This window comes from Janthinobacterium lividum (assembly GCF_034424625.1).
GTDB classification, from domain to species: Bacteria; Pseudomonadota; Gammaproteobacteria; order Burkholderiales; family Burkholderiaceae_D; genus Janthinobacterium; species Janthinobacterium lividum.
Map to the genome: position 1 here is coordinate 614,617 of NZ_CP139976.1, position 21,500 is coordinate 636,116.

At 63.7% G+C, this 21,500-nt stretch carries 12 protein-coding genes; 10 read left to right on the forward strand and 2 right to left on the reverse strand.

The window, feature by feature from the left end:
- The first annotated feature begins 191 nt into the window (after positions 1–191).
- The 8 genes from U0004_RS02735 to kefC all read left to right on the forward strand — a co-directional run bounded on the left by U0004_RS02735 (position 192) and on the right by kefC (position 15,153).
- Entirely contained in the window at positions 192–3,788 is a 3,597-nt protein-coding gene (locus U0004_RS02735; RefSeq protein ID WP_070258584.1) for an indolepyruvate ferredoxin oxidoreductase family protein, read from the forward strand.
- A 123-nt stretch (positions 3,789–3,911) separates the two neighbouring features.
- Entirely contained in the window at positions 3,912–5,420 is a 1,509-nt protein-coding gene (locus U0004_RS02740; RefSeq protein ID WP_070258587.1) for a S41 family peptidase, read from the forward strand.
- Positions 5,421–5,583: 163 nt separating this feature from the next.
- The gene (locus U0004_RS02745) at positions 5,584–8,307 is read left to right on the forward strand and encodes a TonB-dependent receptor plug domain-containing protein (RefSeq protein ID WP_070258588.1); all 2,724 of its coding nucleotides are present in this window, start codon (positions 5,584–5,586) and stop codon (positions 8,305–8,307) included.
- 125 nt (positions 8,308–8,432) lie between these two features.
- Complete coding sequence (locus U0004_RS02750) at positions 8,433–10,232, forward strand: M14 family metallopeptidase (protein ID WP_070258590.1); 1,800 nt, start codon at positions 8,433–8,435, stop codon at positions 10,230–10,232.
- A gap of 132 nt (positions 10,233–10,364) precedes the next feature.
- Positions 10,365–11,510 carry an ankyrin repeat domain-containing protein gene (locus U0004_RS02755; RefSeq protein ID WP_070258592.1) on the forward strand — a complete coding sequence of 382 codons (1,146 nt, stop codon included), beginning with the start codon at positions 10,365–10,367 and terminating at the stop codon, positions 11,508–11,510.
- Positions 11,511–11,513: 3 nt separating this feature from the next.
- On the forward strand, positions 11,514–12,659 hold the full coding sequence (locus U0004_RS02760) for an MGDG synthase family glycosyltransferase (protein WP_070258594.1): 1,146 nt from the start codon (positions 11,514–11,516) through the stop codon (positions 12,657–12,659).
- A 10-nt stretch (positions 12,660–12,669) separates the two neighbouring features.
- A complete protein-coding gene (locus U0004_RS02765; protein WP_231958481.1) occupies positions 12,670–13,242 on the forward strand; it encodes a dual specificity protein phosphatase family protein in 573 nt (190 codons plus the stop codon).
- Between the two features lie 96 nt (positions 13,243–13,338).
- A complete protein-coding gene (gene kefC / locus U0004_RS02770; RefSeq protein WP_070258596.1) occupies positions 13,339–15,153 on the forward strand; it encodes a glutathione-regulated potassium-efflux system protein KefC in 1,815 nt (604 codons plus the stop codon).
- A 91-nt stretch (positions 15,154–15,244) separates the two neighbouring features.
- Here kefC and pepF read toward each other — a convergent pair whose 3' ends face one another.
- Together pepF and U0004_RS02780 are read right to left on the reverse strand one after the other, a co-directional pair.
- Positions 15,245–17,125 (reverse strand): oligoendopeptidase F, encoded by a 1,881-nt coding sequence (gene pepF, locus U0004_RS02775; protein ID WP_070258598.1) that lies wholly within the window; start codon positions 17,123–17,125, stop codon positions 15,245–15,247.
- Positions 17,126–17,272: 147 nt separating this feature from the next.
- Positions 17,273–18,601 carry an amidohydrolase gene (locus U0004_RS02780; protein WP_070258600.1) on the reverse strand — a complete coding sequence of 443 codons (1,329 nt, stop codon included), beginning with the start codon at positions 18,599–18,601 and terminating at the stop codon, positions 17,273–17,275.
- A gap of 196 nt (positions 18,602–18,797) precedes the next feature.
- On the opposite strand from U0004_RS02780, the gene U0004_RS02785 reads away from it, so the two are divergent.
- Positions 18,798–20,504 (forward strand): methyl-accepting chemotaxis protein, encoded by a 1,707-nt coding sequence (locus U0004_RS02785; protein WP_070258602.1) that lies wholly within the window; start codon positions 18,798–18,800, stop codon positions 20,502–20,504.
- 129 nt (positions 20,505–20,633) lie between these two features.
- On the forward strand, positions 20,634–21,500 hold the full coding sequence (locus U0004_RS02790) for an ABC transporter ATP-binding protein (RefSeq protein ID WP_070258604.1): 867 nt from the start codon (positions 20,634–20,636) through the stop codon (positions 21,498–21,500).

Sequence of the window (21,500 nt, forward strand, 5' to 3'; positions counted from 1 at the left end):
GCTTTGTAACAAATAGTAGTAAAAAGAGTACCGGCCCGGGAGTGCAGCGCAGCAAAGAACTGCGCGCATTCCTGTGGTAGTCTACGACAAACAAGTCATTTTTCCGCACCGGCATGCTCACAAAGCGCGGCCGGTACGTGTGAGTTCAACCGACTTTGCACGCGTAGCACAGAGAATAATGGAGACAAGTAATGAATGCACCAATCAAGGGCTCGAGTCTTGAGCCGGGCGCGCACGCGTCTGAAATTTCCCTGAACGACAAATACACCTTGGAGCGTGGCCGCGCCTTCATGACGGGCACGCAAGCGCTGATCCGCCTGCCCATGCTGCAGCGCGAGCGCGACCTGAAGGCTGGCCTGAATACGGCCGGCTACATCACCGGTTACCGCGGTTCGCCTGTGACGTCCGTCGACATGACGGCGATCAAGGCCAAGAAGTACCTCGATGAGCACCACGTCAAATTCCACCCGGGCCTGAATGAAGACCTGGCCGCCACGGCCGTCTGGGGCACGCAGCAAACGAATCTGTTCGAAGACGCGAAATACGATGGCGTGTTCGGCATGTGGTACGGCAAGGGCCCCGGCGTCGACCGTTGCGGCGACGTGTTCAAGCACGCCAATAATGCCGGCTCCGCCAAGCACGGCGGCGTGCTGGTGCTGGCCGGCGACGACCATGCGGCCAAGTCCTCGTCCACGGCGCACCAGTCCGACCATATCCTGAACGCCTGCGGCATTCCCGTGCTGTATCCGTCGTCGGTGCAGGAATACATCGACTACGGCTTGCACGCCTGGGCCATGAGCCGCTACACGGGCTTGTGGGTGTCGATGAAATGCGTGACCGACATCATCGAGTCGGGCGCCGCCGTCGACTTCGACCCGGACCGCGTGCAGATCACCCTGCCGACCGACTTCGAGATGCCGGCCGGTGGCCTGAACATCCGCTGGCCCGACACGGTGCTGGAGCAGGAAGTGCGCATGAACAGCTACAAGTGGTATGCGGCGCTGGCGTATGCGCGTGCCAACAAGCTCAATAAAATCATCTGGGACAGCCCGAAGGCGCGCATCGGCATCATCACGGCCGGCAAATCCTACCTCGACACGCGCCAGGCGCTGGCCGACCTGGGCATCGACGAGCAGACGGCGTCCGACATCGGCATCCGCCTGTACAAGATCGGCATGACCTGGCCGCTGGAAGCGGATGGCGTGCATGAATTTGCCAAGGGCCTCGACGAGATCCTCGTGGTGGAAGAAAAGCGCCAGATCCTCGAATACGCGCTGAAGGAAGAACTCTACAACCTCAAAGACGGCGAGCGTCCGCGCGTGGTCGGCAAGTTCGACGACACGGGCGAATGGAGCAACCAGAAGGGCACGGGCCACGGCGACTGGCTGCTGCCGGCCACGTATGAGCTGAACCCGGCCATGATCGCGCGCGCGATTGCCAGCCGCATTTCGCGCTACTACGCGGGTCATCCGGTGGAGCAGCGCGTGAAGGAGCGCATCGCCTACCTGGAAGCCAAAGAGAATGTGCTGAAAGCCATCAGCGTGAAACCCGATCCGCAAAAGGACCGCACGCCGTTCTTCTGCTCCGGCTGCCCGCACAACAGCTCGACCAAGGTGCCGGAAGGCTCGCGCGCGCTGGCCGGCATCGGCTGCCATTACATGGTGCTGTGGATGGACCGCGAAACGTCGACATTTACCCACATGGGCGCCGAAGGCGTCACGTGGGTGGGACAGGCGCCGTTCACGAATGAAAAGCACGTGTTTACCAACCTCGGCGACGGCACGTATTTCCACTCGGGCATCCTGGCCATCCGCGCGGCCGTCTCGGCCAAGGTGAACATCACCTATAAAATCCTGTTCAACGATGCGGTGGCCATGACGGGCGGCCAGGAATTCGACGGGCCTTTGTCTCCGGCCATCATTTCGCGCCAGATCGCCGCCGAAGGCGTCGGTCCCATCATCGTCGTCACGGACGAACCGGAAAAATACCCGGACGATTACGCCTGGGCCGAAGGCGTCACCGTGCGCCACCGCTCGGAACTGATGGACGTGCAGCGCGAACTGCGCGACATGCCCGGCGTGTCGGCCATGATCTACGACCAGACCTGCGCCTCGGAAAAACGCCGCCGCCGGAAACGCAATGAATATCCGGACCCGGCCAAGCGCGCCGTCATCAACGAAGCCGTCTGCGAAGGCTGCGGCGACTGTTCCGTGCAATCGAACTGCCTGTCGGTGGAGCCGCTGGAAACGGAACTGGGGCGCAAGCGCCAGATCAACCAGTCGTCCTGCAACAAGGATTTCTCGTGCACGACGGGCTTCTGCCCCAGCTTCGTGACGGTGGAAGGCGGCGGCCTGAAAAAGCCGAAGAAAGCGGCTGCCGCCGACAAGGATGCGCCAGCAGTGCCGGCCTTGCCGACGCCGCAGATTCCATCGACGGCCGAGCCGTTCGGCATTCTGGTCACCGGCATCGGCGGCACGGGCGTCGTCACCGTCGGCCAGATCCTGGCCATGGCGGCCCACGTGGAAGGCAAGGGCTGTTCCGTGCTGGACATGAGCGGCCTGGCGCAAAAAGGCGGCCCTGTCATGTCGCACGTGCGCCTGGCGGACCGCCAGGAAGATATCCACTCGACGCGCGTCGGCACCGGTGCGGCCGATCTCGTCATCGGTTGCGACCTGATCGTCACGGCCAGCCGCGACGCCCTGTCGCGCATGGGTGAAGGACGCAGCTGGGCCATGATCAACTCGACCAGTTCGTCGACGGCTGCCTTCGTGAAGAACCCTGACTGGCAATTCCCCGGCGCTTCCGCGCGCATGGAAATCGAAAAGGCGTGCGGCAGCGACCACGTGGACTTCATCGACGCGGGCCAGATCGCCACGGCGCTGATGGGTGACTCGATTGCGACGAATATGTTCATGCTGGGCTACGCCTGGCAAAAGGGCAAAGTGCCATTGAGCGAAGCGTCCATCATGAAGGCCATCGACTTGAACAACGTCTCGGTGGCGTTCAACAAGGCCGCCTTCAACTGGGGCCGCGCCGGCGCCCACGATACGGCCAGCCTGGTACGCATGACAACGCCAGCCAAGGTGGTGGAATTCAAGCGCATCGACACGCTCGACGACATCATCGAAAAACGGGTGGCCCTGCTGACGGCCTATCAGGACCGCGCGTATGCGCAGCAGTATCTGGACTTCGTCGGCCAGGTGCGCGCCGCCGAAAGCGCCCTGAATGGCCCGCAGCTGCGCCTGACGGAAGCCGTGGCCCGCTACTTCTACAAGCTGATGGCCTACAAGGACGAGTATGAAGTGGCGCGGCTGTACACGGACGGCGCCTTCCAGGCGAAGATCGCCGCCATGTTCGAAGGCGACATCAAGCTCAAGTTCCACCTGGCGCCGCCGATCATGGCCAAGACGGATGCCCAGGGCCATCTGGTGAAGAAGGAATTCGGCCCGTGGATGATGAAGGCGTTTGGCGTGCTGGCCAAGTTCAAGGGCTTGCGCGGCACGGCCTTCGACGTGTTCGGCCATACGGCCGAGCGCAAGATGGAGCGCGCGCTGATTCTTGAGTACCGCGCGACGGTAGGCGGCTTGCTGCCGAAACTGACGACGGCCAAGCTGGCGCAAGCAGTGGCGATTGCCAGCATTCCGGAAGACATCCGCGGCTATGGCCATGTGAAGGAGCGTCATTTGAAGGCGGCGAAAGAGAAGGAAGCCAGTTTGCTGATCGCCTTCAATGCGCCGACGCCGCTGCCGCCCGTCGTGGCTGCGCCCGTGGCGGCCACCGTGGCGTGATGGGGTGAACTCCACGCTGTAGCAATGGCGCCTGAGGGCGCCATTTTTTTGTGACAAAGAAAACAACGCCTGCAGGGAAAACGCATTATAATTTTTAGATAATTTCTTTTTGGAAAGTTTGTCATGCATTCCCTGCGCCGTCGTTCCCTCGCTGTTTCCCTCGTATTAGTGTTGAGTGCCTGCGGCGGAGGCGGAGGCGGCAGCGACGGCGCGCCCGTCGTCCCGCCCTTGACGCCAACCGGGCCGACGGGGCCGACGGCGCTGGTCGCTTCATCCACGGTGGCGAACCGCTGCGAGGCGCCGCGCAGCGGCAGCAGCATCGACAAGCCGGGCACCTTGCTCAATGAACAGACGTGGGTGCGCAGCTGGATCGATGAAACGTATCTGTGGTACCGCGAAGTGCCGACCACCTACCTGCCGCAAAGCTTCGCCACGGCCAAGGCGTACTTCGATGTGCTGAAAACGACGGCCACGACGGCATCCGGCAAACCGAAGGACCAGTTCCATTTCACGTATACGACGGCGGAATGGGAAGCCTCGCTCAATGGCGTGGAACTGGGCTACGGCATGCTGCTGGCGCTGACGCGCACCACGCCGCCGCGCAAGGCGGTGGTCACCATTGTCGAGCCAGGCTCGCCGGCGGCACTGGCGGGCTTGCGGCGCGGTGACGTGCTGCAAACCGTCGATGGCGTCGATTTCGTCAATGCCCCCGACACGGCCAGCGTCAATATCCTCAACGCGGGCCTCTTCCCTGCAGCGCAAGGCACGCATACGCTGGCGTTCAGCCGCAACGGGGCGCCCATCTCCGTGAGCCTGCAGGCGGTGGAGGTCAGCACCAGCGCCGTGCAGAACGAGCGCATCATCGACACGCCCACGGGCAAGGTGGGCTACCTGACCTTCAATACGCATAACAATGTGGCCGAACGCCAGCTGGTCGAGACCATGACCCGCTTCCAGGCGGCCGGCATCAGCGACCTGGTGCTCGACGTGCGCTACAACGGCGGCGGATATCTGGATGTCGCCAGTGAACTCGCTTACATGATTGCTGGCCCGCAAGTTACTACCGGCAAGACCTTCGAGCAGGTGCTGGCCAATGACAAGACCCGGCCGGAAGCGCCCGTGCCATTCCATGCGCAAAGCCAGGGCTTCGGCGGCCCGAATCCCCTCGCCAAGGGAACGCCACTGCCCTCCCTGGGTCTCAAGCGCGTGACCTTGCTGACAACCGGCAATACCTGTTCGGCCAGCGAAGCGATCATCAACGGCTTGCGCGGCGTGGACGTGCAGGTCAACCTGATCGGCGGCACGACGTGCGGCAAGCCCTACGGTTTCTTTCCCGCGCCGAATTGCGGCACCACGTATTTTGCCGTGCAGTTCCAGGGCGTCAATGCCAAAGGCTTTGGCGACTTTGCCGATGGCATGGCGCCGACCTGCGACGTGGCGGACGATTACCAGCACCAGTTGGGCGACGCGGCCGAAGGCATGCTGGCGGCGGCGCTGCGCTATCGCAGCAGTGGCAGCTGCACGCCGGCCACGGGCGCGCTCAGACTGTTGGGTTCAATCGAGAGTCCGGCCGACACGGCCACGCGCCTGCTGCGCCCGGCCTACAAGGAAATTGCCATCATTCGCCGTTAAGGTGCATGTTCCTGCCATGTGCCAACCTAGGCGCGTGGCGTTTTCCTGCTCATAAATCTTTCTATATAACAATTTTGATATATAGAAAGATGAATCCATTCGTTCTGTAATTACTGGCATTTTGATATCTTTCGCCTTCTCCCTAACCTTGAGAAGCGCAAAGATGCCTATACAATTCAAGTTACCACCGCTCACCGTAGCCGTATTGGCTATCCTGGGCGGTTCCGCATGGCAGGTGCACGCGCAAACGCAAGCGCCCGCAGCGGATCAGCAGCCGGCGGCCACCCCGCCAGCCGTCGTGGTCACCGGTTCGCGGATTCCCCGCGCCAGCCTGGAAGGCCCGTCTTCCGTCACCATCCTGACGGGGGATGAAATCACCAAGCAAGGGTACAAGAACGTCTTCGATGCGCTGACCAACCAGGTACAGAACAGCGGCTTTACGCAAGGCGAAGACTTCGGCAATACGTTCACGCCGTCGGCCAATACCATCAGCTTGCGCGGCCTGGGCCCGAACCACACCTTGATCCTGCTGAACGGCCGCCGCCTGGCCGACTTCCCCGTCGCCTACGAAGGCACGGTCAACTTCACCAACCTGGCGAATATCCCGTCGAGCATTGTCGACCGCATCGAGATCCTCAACGGTGGCGCTTCGGCCATCTATGGTTCCGACGCGATCGCCGGCGTGGTCAACGTCATCCTGAAAAAGCAGACGGAAGGTTTCGACATCAATGTCAAGGCGGGCGGCACCACGCGTGGCGGCGCCGGCAACCAGCGCGTGCAACTGACGGGCGGCGGCAATTTCGACAAGTTGCATACCTTGTTCAGCTTGGAGCTGAGCCAGCGCGATCCGCTGTCGAGCCTGCAGCGCGACTTCATGGCCACCCGTTCGGGCACGCCGACGAATATCGCCTCGCGCCGCGTGGTACAGGCGGGCACCTCCGGCAGCTACGTGGACCTGGGCGATACCTGCAACCAGTTCGGCGACCTGTTCGGCGGCAGCGTCGTCAAGTACCAGGCGAAGAACGGCAGCTATTGCGCCAGCCCGAAAGTCGGCCCCACTTATTGGACCACGCAAACCAAGAACCGCAGCCAGAACGTGTTCGGCAGCGCCAACTATGAGCTGTCGCCGGAAACGACCCTGTTCGCCGACTTCCTGATCGGCAAGAACTCGACCGAGAACAACACGCGCGGCCCGACGTGGACGTCGTCGTCGACGGGCAGCAGCTATTTCCGCAACCAGAACACGAATCGCTACGAAGCGTGGACGCGTTATATATCGCCCGAGGAAATGGGCGGCGTGGAGCGCTACAACCGCAAGTGGGACGACCTGGCCACGGCCATCTCGCTGGGCGCCAAGGGCCGCATTCCCGGCACGTCATCCTGGCAGTATGAAGCGAACTACAATGCCTCGGTGTACAAGAGCGAAAGCCACACGCCGCGCGCGCTGGCCAATATCGACAGCTTCTTCCTGGGACCGAAACTGGGCACCGACGCTGCCGGTGTGCCGATCTACGCCCCGGATCCTGCCCGCCTGTCGCGCCGTGTGACGGCGGCCGAATTCGACAGCATCACGGGCAATTCCGACAGCGACGACAAGGCCTGGACGAATACCCTGAGCTTGTCCACGAATGGCGACCTGTTCCAGCTGCCCGCCGGCGTGGCGAAGATCGCCACCATCGCCGAAGTGGGCAAGCAGGGCTTCAGCAATGTGCCCGATGCGCGCCTGAACGACGGTTACTTTAACGTCGCCACCAAATCCGATATCACGGCCGGCACGCGTACCCGCTATGCGCTGGGGGCGGAATTGAATCTGCCGCTGCATGAAAAGCTGACCGGTACCCTGGCCGGCCGTTACGACCGCTACAGCTTTGCCGGCCGCCATGAGGGCAAGTTCACCTACAACGGCGGCCTGGAACTGCGTCCCGCGCCTGAGCTGCTGTTCCGCGCCAACTACGCCACCAGCTTCCGCGCGCCGGACATGAATTACATCTACAAGGCGCGCGGCACCGGTTACTATGCGAGCACCACCGACTACTACCGCTGCGGCGCGGCTGGCCAGGCCATCGAAGGCTGCGAATTTGCCAACAAGTCGCCGGGTGCCGATTATGTGCAGAACGGCAGCCGCGATCTGCAGTCGGAAAAAGGCAAGTCGTTCGGCGTCGGCGCCGTCTGGTCGCCCAGCTCGAACTTCGACGTCTCCGTCGACTACTGGAACATCAAGATCGATGACCTCGTGACGAACCTGAGTTCGGACAAGATCTTGCGCGACGAAGCCGATTGCCGCCTGGGCAAGACGGATATCAATTCGCCGACCTGCGTCGATACCCTGGGCCGCGTCGAGCGCTTCGCGGCGAATGCCCTGAACCGCGCCGGCGAGATCAAGACCATCACCGTCAATCCGATCAATGCGGCAAAGCAGAGCAGCAGCGGCATCGACGTGAGCCTGAAGTACCTGCTGCGCACGGCGGACTATGGCCGTTTCGCCTTCAAGGCCAACTACGCCAAGGTGCTGAGCAAGAAGTCGCAGCAATTCGTCGGCGACGAAGAGATCGACGAGACGAAATCGCTGACGAACATGGATTGGCCCGACAAGCTGAACCTGAGCGTGAACTGGAGCGCGGGCGACTGGTCGAACACCCTGCTGGTCAGCCGCTACGGCAAGATCCCGAACGCCGCCAGCACGGGCTATCTGACGCCGACGGCGCTGGCCAATATCAGCACCGTGTACCGCATCAACGACCGCGCCACCTTGTCGCTGATCGTCAACAACGTCTTCGACAAGATCAAGCGCGACGACAGCGGCGGCTGGCCGTACTACCCGGTGGGCAGCTACAGCCCGCAGGGTCGCCAGGGCTGGGTCGAATTCAACTACCACTTCGGCTCGTAATTCACGCTTGCCAGAGCAAGGCCGGAGCAGCTGACGCTGTTCCGGCTTTTTTGTTTGCCACGGCGTTTTTACCTGAGCGCCACTCTATAATGGCCCGCTTGTCCTCTCTCGATGGAGTTTGACCCATGCTACGCCACGCCCTGCTGTCCGCCGCCATGTTGTCCCTGTTTGCCGTCAACGCGCATGCCGCGCGCGATATGCGGCTGTTTTCCCTGAAAACAGTGGCCGACTACACGGGTTTCCAGGAGACGGGACGCTACGAGGAAGTCGAGGCCTTGTGCTTCCGCTTCGAATCCCACCACCCGAAACAGGCGCGCTGCTTCGAGTATGGCCGCTCGCCGGAAGGACGGCGCATGCTGGCGCTGGCCGTTTCCAACACGGGCGCGCTGACGCCGGACGAAGCGGCGCGCCGCAAGCTGCCGGTACTGCTGGTGCAGGGCGGTATCCATGCGGGGGAAATCGATGGCAAGGATGCGGGCTTCCTGGCCCTGCGTGAAATATTGGAGGGCAAGGCGGCTCCCGGCGTGCTGGACAAGCAGGTGGTACTGTTCGTACCCGTGTTGAATGTCGACGGCCATGAGCGCTTCGGTGCGTGGAACCGTCCGAACCAGCGGGGGCCGAAGGAAATGGGCTGGCGCAGCACGGCACAGAATCTCAATTTGAACCGCGACTACATGAAGGCCGACTCTCCCGAGATGCAGCACATGCTGGCGCTGGTCAATGCCTGGGATCCGCTGGCTTACGTGGACTTGCACGTGACGGACGGCGCCCAGTTCGAACCCGATATCTCGATTCAGGTCGAACCCGTGCACGCGGGCGATGCGGCATTGCGCGCGGCGGGAACGGCGCTGCGCGACGGCGTGCTGGCCGACCTGGCAAAGCAGGGTTCCGATCCGAAGCCGTTCTACATGTCGTTTGCCGAAGAAGACAATCCGCAGTCGGGTTTTGTCGATTCGACGCCAAACCCGCGCTTTTCGCACGGCTATTTCCTGTTGCGTAACCGTTTCGGCGTGCTGGTGGAAACCCACTCGTGGAAGGACTACCCGACCCGCGTGCGTATCACGCGCAACACCATCGTTTCCCTGCTGTCGCAGATGGCGCAGCATGGCGCCGCATGGCGACAAACCGCAGTGGAGGCGGACCTGCGTGCGACGCAGCTGGCCGGCAGCCAGTTTCCCCTCAGCTACAAGACCACGGAGAAAAGCCGCATGATCGCGTTTCGCGGCTATGCCTATACGCGCACGCCGTCCGAAGTGTCGGGCGCGCTGATGACGCGCTATGACGAAAAGAAGCCGCAAATCTGGAACGTGCCGCTGCGCGACGAGATCGTGCCCGACCTGCAGGTGACCGCGCCGAAGGCCGGCTACCTGGTGCCATGCGCGCAGGAGAAGATGGTGGGCGCCAAATTGCGCCAGCACGGCATCGCCTACGAGGAAATGACCTTCCACGGCTCCAGGGAGAATGTGGAAGTCTTCCGCGCCACGCAGGTGAAGTTCGGCGCGCAGTCGTTCGAAGGTCGCCAGACGGTGGCGGTACAGGGCGAATGGCAGAAGGAGGTGCGCCTGCTCGATAGCTGCGTGCTGTACGTGCCCGTCAACCAGCCGAAGGCGCGCCTGGTGATGGCGCTGCTCGAGCCGCGCGCGCCGGACTCGCTGCTGGCCTGGGGCAGCTTCAACACGGCGTTCGAGCGCAAGGAATACATGGAGGACTATGTGGCCGAGGATGTGGCGCGCGCGCAGTTGGCGGCCGACCCGGCACTGGCGGCGCAGTTCCGGCAGAAGCTGGCCGATGAGCCCGCGTTTGCAAAGAGTCCGCGCGCGCGCCTGGAGTTTTTCGCCCGCCGCCACGCCTCGTGGGATGAGCGGCTGAACCTGTATCCGGTCATGCGCATCGACGTGTTGCCTGTCAGTATCATGGATTTGTAACGCCCAGTATGACATCCAGTACGCGCGTCGCCGCACGGTGTACACCGGAGTTGTTAAATCGCATAGATTAATCGAAAGAAAATGCTATTCTCCGCTTGATGATGGCGCCGCCACCACGAGCAGAGACGAGGAATGGGTAATAACACACTGTATAACCAGCACCGCGAGACTTTTTTTCGCCTCTGCGACGCCGTGGACGAGAATCAGGTGGAACAGGTGCGCAGCCTGCTCGAGGCCACGCCGCTGCTGTTGACCTTGCGCCGCTACAACATGGATGACGGCGAGTCGCTGCTGCATCTGGCCGCGGCCGCCGGCAGCCGCGACGTCTGCGCCCTGCTCGTGTCGCTGGGCATGGACATCGATCTGCCCTTGCCCGGTTACCGCAACCATACGCCGCTGGACGCGGCGGCAAGCCATGGCCATCTCGATACCTGTCGCTGGCTGCTCGAGCATGGCGCTGCCGTCGATGGCCTGCCGGACAATATCCTGTCGCCGCTGGACAGCGCCTGCATCGGCGGCCACCAGGACGTGGTCGCGTTGCTGCTGCAGCGGGGCGCCAATCCGAACCGCCTGCATACGCGCTGGAACCAGGCGCCGGTCGATATCGCCACCGGCTGGGGCTTTCCGGCGATCGCCCAATTGCTCGCTGCCGCCGGCGGCGTCAGCATACTCGACGTGCCGCAGCAGGCGGCCGCGTCGCCGCAGGAATCGATCCGCACCTTCATGCACAACAGCGCCGGCTGGGTGCTGCCCGCCGTGTTCAGCCCGGACAGCGGCGACGCGCGCTTTTCGCTGGGGATCAGCTGCATCGATGGCAAGAGCGATTTCAAGCTGCTGTTTACGGTCGGCCTGTTCCAGCAATCGCCGATGACCGAACTGGCCATCTGCCTGCCGGCCCGCTGGCCGCTGACCGTGCACGGCTTCACGGAGCACAGCCCATGGCGCTTTCCGGTGGCGCTGCTGGCACGCCTGGGACGGCGCACGCTCGATCAGGCCAGCCTGGCCGCGGGCGAGCTGCTGCGGCGCGACGATCCGCGCCTGGCGGACCTGGCCTGGCCGGACGGCGTCGATGCGCTGCTGGCCATCGACAAGCGCTGGAATCCGGCGCCCGAGGAAGAAGACATTGCCGACGATGACAAGGTCACCATCTATCTGCTGGTGCCGGTGAAGTTCACCAAAAAAGGCGCGCCCGACGCCAGCACCTTGCCGGCCTTGATGCAGCGCAAGCTCAAAGGCAGCTGGAAAGTGTCGGCCCTGCCTGTCCCCGTCATTGGTTAGCTCATGACAAAAAAAATTCTTCTCCTGAGCGTCTCGGCCGGCGCCGGCCACATGCGCGCGGCGCAAGCCATCGAGGCGTATGCGTCGCGCGATGGCGGCGCAGGCCCTGCGGCGCAGGCCCTGCATCTCGACGTGATGGACTTCGTCACGCCGGCATTTCGCAAGCTGTACACGGATTTCTATATCAAGCTGGTCAACAAGGCCCCCGCGCTGTGGGGCTATCTGTATCACGCCACCCACGATGCGCCGCGCGACAGCACCATGCAGCGCCTGCGCCGTGGCGTCGAGCGCCTCAACACGCGCGCGCTGATGGCGCAGATCGCCGCCTTCCAGCCAGACGCCATCATCTGCACGCATTTCCTGCCGGCCGAACTGCTGTCGCGCGCGCTGCGCCAGCAGCAGCTGGCTTGCCCCGTGTGGGTGCAGGTCACGGATTTCGACTTGCACCGCATGTGGGTGCATGAACAGATGCAGGGATATTTCGCCGCCACCGACGAAGTGGCGTTCCGCATGCGCCACGAAGGCATCCCCGCCGAACGCATCCACGTGACGGGCATCCCCATCATGCCCGCGTTTGCGCAGCTACCCGAACGCGTGTCGTGCGCGCAGGCGTTTGGCCTCGACCCGCAGCGCACGACGATCCTGCTGATGGGCGGCGGGGCGGGACTGGGCAGCCTTGAAACGGTCGCCGCGCGCCTGCTGGCGTTGCCGGGCGACTTCCAGCTGATCGTACTGGCGGGGAAAAACGCCGCCGCGCTGGCGGCGCTGCAGGCACTGGCCGGCCAGTATCCGGGCCGCCTGCTGGCGCAAGGCTTTACCAGCGAAGTCGAGCGCCTGATGGCGTGCGCCGACCTGGTGATCACCAAGCCGGGCGGGCTGACCACCTCCGAATGCCTGGCCCTGGGTTTGCCCATGATCGTCAATTCGCCGATTCCGGGGCAGGAAGAGCGCAATGCCGACTATCTGCTGGAGCAGGGCGTGGCCCTGAAGGCATTCGATGCCGTCACCCTGGAATACAGGGTGCGCCTGCTGCTCGATCATCCCGAGCAGTTGCAATCGATGCGCGCGAAAGCGCTGGCCCTGGGCCGTCCGCGCGCCGCTTTGGACGTACTGGCGCAGGTGCTGCGCGCTGGCGCCATTCGTCAATAACAAGGAAGCCATGATGTTGCATGCAGTACTTTTGACGCTCGCCCTGGGGCTAGCCGCCGCGCCCGCCGGGGCGCAGCCATCGCCGCCACGCCATCCGGACTGGGCCACGCCGTTGCCGCAGGTGTCGAACCTGCACCAGGTCACGCCCGTCCTGTACCGCAGCGCCAGGCTGGACAGCGCCGACGTGGCCCAGCTGCAGGCGCTGGGCGTGAAGACGGTGATCAGCCTGCGCTCCTTCCACTCCGATACGCAGGTGCTGGAAGGCAGCGGCATCCGCGCCGTCCGTATTCCCATCAATACCTGGGCCATCCGCGACCGGCATGTGATCGACACCATGCGTGCCATCCGCGCCGCCGGACAGCACGGTCCCGTGTTGCTGCACTGCCTGCACGGCGCCGACCGCACGGGCATGATGGCCGCCATGTACCGCATGCTGTACCAGGGCTGGCCGCGCGAAAAGGCGATCGACGAGCTGAAAAATGGCGGCTACGGCTACCACGCCGTGTGGAAAAATATCGAAAGCTACCTCCAGCGCGTGAATGTCGACGAACTACGCACGCGCATCGACGCACCGCAGCCCTGATACCCGATTTGCGTCGCCAGGCGCCGCGGCCGTTTCACGCCGGCGCGCCACTTCAGGCATGATGTCGTTTCATCCACACATCTGCCCGGAATCCGCATGGAACACCATAGCTTTCTCATCAACATACTGTTTTACCTGGTTGCCGCCATCATCATGGTGCCGCTGGCCAAGCGCCTGGGCATGGGCGCCGTGCTGGGTTATCTGGTGGCCGGCGTCGTTATCGGTCCCTGGGGCCTGGGCCTGATCAAGAATGTCGAGGTGATCCTCAGCTTTTCCGAGTTCGGCGTGGTGCTGCTGCTGTTCCTGATCGGCCTGGAGCTGGAACCCAAACGATTGTGGCTGCTGCGCCGTCCGATTTTTGGCTGGGGCGGGGCGCAGGTGGGTGTCGTCAGCGCGGGCTTGTGCGCCGTGGCCATGGCCTTTGGCGTGGACTGGCGCACCGCGCTGGTGGGCGCGCTGGGATTGTCGCTGTCGTCGACGGCCATCGTGCTCGCCACCCTGGGCGAACGCAAGCTGATGACGACGCCGGCCGGTTCCGCGGGCTTTTCCATTTTGCTGTTCCAGGATATCGCCGCCATTCCCATGATCGCGCTGGTGCCGCTGCTGGGCGGCCTGGTCACGCATAGCGGTGAGCCGGGCTGGCTGCGCGTGGCCAAGCTGGCCGCCGTGCTGGCCGCCTTGGTGATCGGCGGGCGCTTCCTGGTGAACCCCATCCTGCGCTTCATCGCCAGGACGGACTTGCGCGAAATCTTCACGGCCTTCGCCCTGCTGCTGGTGATCGCCATTTGCGTGCTGATGGAATCGGTGGGCTTGTCGATGGCGCTGGGTACCTTCATGGCGGGCGTGCTGCTGGCCGATTCCGAATACCGCCATGAACTCATTTCCGACCTGGAGCCGTTCAAGGGACTGCTGCTGGGCCTGTTTTTCATCGCCGTCGGCATGTCCGTCGATTTCGGCGTGCTGCGCGCCCAGCCCCTGCTGATCCTGGCCCTGGTGGCGGGGCTGCTGGCGGTCAAGATCGCCTTGCTGTACCTGCTGTCGAAGTTTGTCGACATTCCCCGCGGCCAGCAGCTGTTCTTTGCGCTGCTGCTGTCACAAGGGGGCGAATTCGCCTTCGTCGTGTTTGCCGCCGCCGAGGCCGCGCACGTGTTTGCGCCGGAGACGGCCGCGCTGCTGGTCGTGGTGGTGACCCTGTCGATGGTAGCGACGCCCTTGCTGCTGCTGGCGCACGACAAATTCGTCGCGCCGCGCCTGCAAGGCGACAAGAAGCGCCGCCCCGACGACCATATCGAGGCGCAGGACAACCCCATCGTCATCGCCGGTTTCGGCCGCTTCGGCCAGATCATCGGCCGCCTGCTGGCGGCCAATAAAATCGGCGTGACGGTGCTGGACCACGACCCGGACCAGATCGACCTGCTGCGCAAGTTCGGCTTCAAGGTGTTTTATGGCGACGCCACGCGCGTGGATCTGCTGGTGGCGGCCGGCATCGAAAAGGCCAGGGCGCTGGTGATCGCCATCGACAACGTGGATGACAGCCTGGCCCTGGTCGACGCCGTGCGCCTGCGCCTGCCCGAACTGATGATACTGGCGCGCGCGCGCAACGTCACCCATTACTATGAATTGATGAAGCGGGGCGTGACCCTGATCGAGCGCGAGACGTTCGCGGCGGCCCTGCTGCTGGGGGAACAGACCTTGCAGCAGGTGGGCTTCAGCCCGGAGCGGGCGCAGCGCGCGGCCGGCATCTTTGGCCGGCATAACCTGAAAACCCTGCTGGAAGTGGCGCCGCACTTCCAGGACCAGCAAAAAGTCATGTCCCTCACGCGCCAGGCGCGCGAGGAACTGGAAGACATGTTCGAGAGCGATGCGGCGGCGTTTGCGGCGGCGGAAGCGGAGAACGGTAGGTCGGATTAGCGGGAACCGCGTAATCCGACATCGTGTTGGCGTTGCTGGTGCTGTCGGCTTACGCGCTTTGCGCTAAGCCGACCTACGTTTGGCCTCTGCTTTATTTGCCCCGTTTGCTCTCAATCGCCTCGATCTGGTCCATGATGCCGTTCATGCGCGCCACCAGCGCCTGGTACGGTTTCGGCGAGGCCAGGTCGACACCGGCCGCCTTCACCAGTTCATACGGATAGGCCGAGCCGCCCGCGCCGAGCATCTTCAGGTAGGCGGCCAGCGCGCCCGGTTCCTTGTCGAGGATGCGCTGCGCGAAATCCTGCGCTGCCGCGATCGAGGTGGCGTACTGGAACACGTAGAAGCCGTGATAAAAATGCGGTACGTAGGCCCATTCCAGCGCGTAGGCGGGATCGATGGTCATGACGCCCTGCGCTTCGCCGTGGTAGCGCTTGAGGATGCCGGCATAGATGGCCGTGATCTCTTCGCCCGTCAGCGATTCTCCCTTGTCCACCTTGCCGTGGATGGCCGCCTCGAATTCGGCAAACATGGCTTGGCGGAAGAAGGTGCCGCGCAGGTTTTCCAGCGCCGCGCCCAGGTACAACAGGCGCTCGTCGTCATCCTTGGCCTGCTTCAGGCGCGCATCGAGCAGCAGCGCCTCGTTCGTCGTCGAGGCGATTTCCGCCACAAAGATGCTGTACGGTGCATAGATCGATGGCTGCGCCTTGTTGGCCAGCACCGAGTGCATGGCGTGGCCCCATTCGTGCGTCAGGGTGCTGACGGCTTCGTAATTGTCCGTGTAGTTGAGGAGCACGAACGGATGCACGTCGTACGCGTCGCCATTCATGTACGCGCCCGCCACCTTGCGCGGGCGCGGATACACATCCATCCAGCGCGCGTCCACGGCGGCGGTGAGCGCCTTCACATAGTCGGGCCCCAGCGGCGCGACGGAGGCCAGCATCATCTGCTTGCCTTCGGCCAGCGGGAAGGTGCGGTCGCTTTTCAGCAGCGGCGCATAGATGTCGTAATACGCGAGGTCCTTGACGCCCAGCATGCGCGCGCGCAGCTTGAAGTAGCGGTGCAAGGTGGGCAGATTGGCGTTGGTTTGCGCGATCAGGGTCTGGTAGACGGCTGGCGGCAAATGGTCGGCGTCGAGCGCCGCGCTTTGCGAGTCGGCATAGCGGCGCACCTTCGCATACGCGGCATCCGTCTTCAGCTGGCCGTACAGGGTTTCGCCGAACGTGCGTTCATATTCCTTCCACTTGCCGAAGAAGGCGTCGAACACCAGCTTGCGGTCGGCACGTTTGTCATCGTCGCGGTATTTCGTGTAGGCCGCCTGGTCGAGGCGCACTTGTGTACCGTCCGACAGGGTGACGGTCGGCCACGGGATTTCCGCATTGGCCAGGGTGCGGTAGACGCTGGCGGCCGAGCTTGTTGCCAGGCCAAACTGCGCCACCAGCTGCTCGCCAGCCGCGTCGAGCGTATGCGGCGCGCTGCGCAGCATGTTGCTCAATTGAAAACGGTACAGCTGCAAGCCCTTGTCCTTCGCCAGCATGGCATCGATGCGCTGGCTGCCCAGGGCAAGGATTTCCGGCTGCAGAAAGGTCGTCGCCTGGGAGAAATCGTTGCCCAGCAGGGCGGCGCGCTGGTTCAGCTGGTTGCCCTTGCTGTCGCCCGTATCCTGGTCGTAGTACTGCGCCGCATAGGTGGTGAGCGTGTTGACGCGCTTGCGCGCATCGGCGTACAGGTCCAGGCAGCTTTTCAGCCGGGCCGGCGAGGCTTTCAGCTGCCCTTTGCAGGCGCCCAGTTGCTGCAACTGGGCCGACAGCTTTTTCGCGTCGGCGTCGAACGCGGCATCGTTTTGATACAGCGCCGTCAAATCCCAGCGGTCGGCCTGGCGGTCGGTGGGAGCCGGCGCGGCGAAGGCGGTGGAGATGGCAAAGCCGAGGGCCAGCAGGGTCAGTACGGGGCGTTTGAGCGCGGTTGTCGGCATACAGTATCCATTCATGGTCTGGTTGCAAGGGGTGCCGGCACGAACGTGGCGGCAGACAACGAGCTTACTGCAGCAGGGGGATGAAGGAAAGCATTTCGGACGAAGGGAGGGGAGCGGGGAAAAGCAGCTTCCCCGCGCACTGCATGATTACTGCTTCTTGCCCAGCAAATCGAGCAGGATCGACGTTTCCGCCGTGATCGCCGCCTTGATGGTCGGCTGGTACTCGGGTGCCCATTGCGGCGAGTGCGGGCCGGCCAGCGGTTTGCCGCTGGCCTTGGCCGCCGCCAGCTTGCCTGGCTCCACCGCGCCGATATGCAGCAGCACGGCTTTCACGCCGGCCTGGCCGTAGTTGGCGAAGTCTTCCGACGTCATCTTGGCCGGCATTTCCGTCACGTTGGCCGCGCCCAGCGATTTTTGCAAGGTAGACACCATGCGCAGGGTCAGGTCCGGGTCGTTGTAGACGGCGTCCGTGCCGGGACGAATCTCCACCAGCGGCTCTTTCGGCGCGCCGGCGGCAAACGCTTCGCCCTTGACTTCACGCGCGATGCTGGCCAGCACGCGCTTGCGCACGGCATCCTTGAAAGTGCGCACCGTCAGTTGCATGGTGACCTGGTCGGGCACGATGTTGGCCTGCGTGCCGCCATGGATGCTGCCCACCGTGATGACGACGGGGTCCATCGGATTGTTTTCGCGCGAGACCAGCGTTTGCAGTGCCAGCACGATGCGCGCGGCCATCACGACGGGGTCGCGCGTGTCGTGCGGTGCGGCGCCGTGGCCGCCCTGGCCATACACTGTGATGCTGATGGTGTCGGCGGCGGCGCGGAAGTAGCCGGCGTGGTAGCCCACCGTGCCCGATGGCAGCGTCGCTTCATCGTGGAAGGACAGGGCATAGTCCGGTTTCGGGAAGCGCGTGAACAGGCCGTCCTTCAGCATGGCGGCCGCGCCCAGCAGCGGTTCTTCGGCCGGCTGGCCCACCAGCATCAGGGTGCCGCTCCAGTGCTGGCGGTTGTCGGCCATCAGCTTGGCGCTGCCATACCAGGCCGACATGTGCACGTCGTGGCCGCAGGCATGCATCACCGGCACGCTTTCGCCGGCCGCGTTTTTCGTCACCACGCTGCTGGCAAACGGCAGGCCGGTCTTTTCCAGCACCGGCAGCGCATCGATTTCCGTGCGCAGCATGACGACGGGACCGGGGCCGTTGCGCAGGATGGCGACGACGCCCGTGCCGCCGACGCCGGTGGTCACGTCAAAACCGAGCGCCTTGACCTTCTCGGCCAGTTTTTTTGCCGTCTCGACTTCCTGGAACGCCAGTTCCGGGTGGCGGTGCAAGTCCAGGTATAGGCTTTCCACGGCCGGGTAATTGGCTGCGAGCTGGGCCGCGATGGCGGGCGGCAGGGCCGCGCCGTGGGCGCTGCCGGCACAGGCGAGGACGGCGGCAAAGGTGATTTTCTTCAGGGGCAATGCGGAAAGTTTCATAGATTTCTTTGAGAAACAGGCGGGCGGACAAGCGCGGCGCGCCTGTAGTTACGGAGGAGATTTTTAACTTAACAGAAACATTTCTCAAAATCAATAAATCAGCTACATATATTTCAACAATGTATAATCTGCAATGCAAAAAATTCCATATGGAATTAAATATATCTTCGATGCATTTATTGAGAGAAAAGACACCATGGGCTTTATCGCAAATATCAAGATCGGCAAGCGCCTGAGCATCGGCTTTGTCCTGATCCTGGCAATGACCGTTCTGATCGCTACAGTGGGCGTGTGGCGCCTCAATGAGGTGGCGACGTCGACGCGGGCCATGATGGCCGAACCGCTGACCAAGGAACGCCTGATTACCGACTGGTATGGCTTGAACTTTGCCTCGATCCGTCGCACGGCCGCCATCGTCAAGAGCAGTGACCCGGCGCTGGGACCGTATTTCAAGGAAGACTCGGCCGCGTCCGTGAAGAAGGCGGCCGAATTGCTCAAGCAGATCGAGCCGCTCGTCGTGGGGGACAAGGAAAAAGCCCTGTTTGCCAAGATCCTCGAGCAGCGCAAGGTGTACAGCGCCTCGCGCGACGGGGCCGTCAAGGCCAAGGCCGATGGCGACGTGGAAGGCGCGGCGAAAATTCTCGACACCGCATTTACCCCGGCCGCCAAGGTGTACCAGGATTTACTGCAGGAACTGGTGACCTTGCAGCGCGAAAGCATCGATGCGACGGCCAAGCAGATCGACGCTTCCGCCGTGCATGACACCACCGTCATCAGCCTGCTGACGCTGTTCGCCGTGGCATTCGGCGTGTTGTGCTCGTGGCTGCTGACGACGGGCATCACGCGTCCGCTGCGCCAGGCGCTGGCGCTGGCCGAAACGGTGGCCGCCGGCGACCTGACGCAGACCGTCGCCACGACGGCGAAGGATGAAACGGGGGCGTTGCTCACGGCCCTGGGCAATATGAACAACAATCTGGTCAGCATCGTCAGCCAGGTGCGCAGCGGCACGGACAGCATCGCCACGGCATCGTCGGAAATCGCGGCCGGCAACCTGGACCTGTCGTCGCGCACGGAACAGCAGGCCGGTTCGCTGGAAGAAACGGCTTCGTCGATGGAAGAGCTGACCAGCACCGTCAGGCAGAACGCGGATAACGCGCGCCAGGCCAACCAGCTGGCCATCGCGGCGGCCGGCATCGCCAGCCGCGGCGGCTCGGTGGTGGCCGAAGTGGTGGCGACCATGGGGTCGATCAACGAGTCGTCGCGCAAGATCGTCGACATCATCAGCGTGATCGACGGCATCGCCTTCCAGACGAATATCCTGGCGCTCAATGCGGCCGTGGAAGCGGCGCGGGCTGGCGAGCAGGGGCGCGGTTTTGCGGTCGTGGCCGGCGAAGTGCGCAACCTGGCGCAGCGTTCGGCCGCGGCGGCCAAGGAAATCAAGGGCTTGATCGACGATTCCGTCAGCAAGGTGGGCGTGGGGGCCAAGCTGGTCGACCAGGCCGGTGCGACGATGGATGAAGTGGTGTCCAGCGTCAAGCGCGTGACCGACATCATCGGCGAGATTTCCAGCGCCAGCCAGGAACAGACGCACGGCATCGGGCAAGTCAACCAGGCGATTACCCAGATGGACCAGGTGACCCAGCAGAATGCGGCCCTGGTGGAAGAGGCGGCGGCCGCCGCCGGTTCGCTGCAAGAGCAGGCGAACGGCCTGGCGCAAGTGGTCAGCGTATTCAAGCTGCGCGAACAGCCAGGCTTGCTGCGCCGTCCGGCGCCACAGCCGGCAGCCGCGCGTCCTGCGCCGGCAGCACCGCGCCCGCGCGTTGCCGTGCGCGGCGCCGCCGTGCCGCCAAGGACGCTGGCGCCAGCCAAGGCGGCAGCCGGCGATGACTGGGAAGAGTTTTAATAGCCAGTCGCCGCACCGCTCGTCACGCTTTTCGACCGTTCGCATGGCACATTGCGCCGTTCGTGTGGTGTCGCTGGCGGCAGCGGCGGTGCGCCGATAGGCTGGGGGCTTCTTTCCTGGAGCCCCGCCATGCTATCGCTCAAAGCGCTCGATAAAACTTACGACAACGGCGTTCACGCCATCAATAACGTCAGCCTGGAGATTCCCGCCGGTCTGTTTGGCCTGCTCGGGCCGAATGGCGCCGGCAAGTCCTCGCTGATGCGCACCATTGCCACCTTGCAGGATCCCGACAGCGGCAGCATGCATTTCAACGGCGTCGATGTCGCCAGCGACAAGGCGGCGCTGCGGCGCCAGCTCGGCTACCTGCCGCAGGATTTCGGCGTCTATCCCAGAGTCAGCGCGGTCGAGCTGCTCAATCACTTTGCCATCTTGAAGGGACTGCATCAGCGGGGCGAGCGCCGCGAGGCGGTCGAGGCGCTGCTGCAGCTGACCAATCTGTGGGAGGCGCGCAAGCGCGCCGTCGCCAGCTATTCGGGCGGCATGCGCCAGCGCTTCGGCATCGCCCAGGCGCTGCTGGGCGCGCCGCGCCTGGTGATCGTCGACGAACCGACCGCCGGCCTGGACCCCGATGAACGCCAGCGCTTCCTGAACCTGCTGGCGCGCATCGGCGACAAGGTGGTGGTGATCCTGTCGACCCACATCGTCGAAGACGTGACCAATCTGTGCCCCCGCATGGCCATGATCGCCAAGGGGCGCGTGCTGATCGACGGCGCGCCGCAGGCGGCGATCGCCACCCTGCAGGACCGCGTCTGGCGCCGCAGCGTCAGCGATGCCGAACTGGCGCAGTACCAGCAGCACTGCACGGTGCTGTCGAGCCGCCTGGTGGCGGGCCGCACGCAGATCAACGTGTATGCGGACAGCCAGCCCGATGACGGCTTCCGCCGTGTCGAACCGGACCTGGAAGACGTCTACTTCCTGCAACTGCGGGCGGCCTGA

Coding starts and splice junctions, on each gene's coding strand:
- U0004_RS02735 (WP_070258584.1), top strand. CDS start 192: ATGAATGCACCAATCAAGGGCTCGAGTCTTGAGCCGGGCGCGCACGCG.
- U0004_RS02740 (WP_070258587.1), top strand. CDS start 3,912: ATGCATTCCCTGCGCCGTCGTTCCCTCGCTGTTTCCCTCGTATTAGTG.
- U0004_RS02745 (WP_070258588.1), top strand. CDS start 5,584: ATGCCTATACAATTCAAGTTACCACCGCTCACCGTAGCCGTATTGGCT.
- U0004_RS02750 (WP_070258590.1), top strand. CDS start 8,433: ATGCTACGCCACGCCCTGCTGTCCGCCGCCATGTTGTCCCTGTTTGCC.
- U0004_RS02755 (WP_070258592.1), top strand. CDS start 10,365: ATGGGTAATAACACACTGTATAACCAGCACCGCGAGACTTTTTTTCGC.
- U0004_RS02760 (WP_070258594.1), top strand. CDS start 11,514: ATGACAAAAAAAATTCTTCTCCTGAGCGTCTCGGCCGGCGCCGGCCAC.
- U0004_RS02765 (WP_231958481.1), top strand. CDS start 12,670: ATGATGTTGCATGCAGTACTTTTGACGCTCGCCCTGGGGCTAGCCGCC.
- kefC (WP_070258596.1), top strand. CDS start 13,339: ATGGAACACCATAGCTTTCTCATCAACATACTGTTTTACCTGGTTGCC.
- pepF (WP_070258598.1), bottom strand. CDS start 17,125: ATGCCGACAACCGCGCTCAAACGCCCCGTACTGACCCTGCTGGCCCTC.
- U0004_RS02780 (WP_070258600.1), bottom strand. CDS start 18,601: ATGAAACTTTCCGCATTGCCCCTGAAGAAAATCACCTTTGCCGCCGTC.
- U0004_RS02785 (WP_070258602.1), top strand. CDS start 18,798: ATGGGCTTTATCGCAAATATCAAGATCGGCAAGCGCCTGAGCATCGGC.
- U0004_RS02790 (WP_070258604.1), top strand. CDS start 20,634: ATGCTATCGCTCAAAGCGCTCGATAAAACTTACGACAACGGCGTTCAC.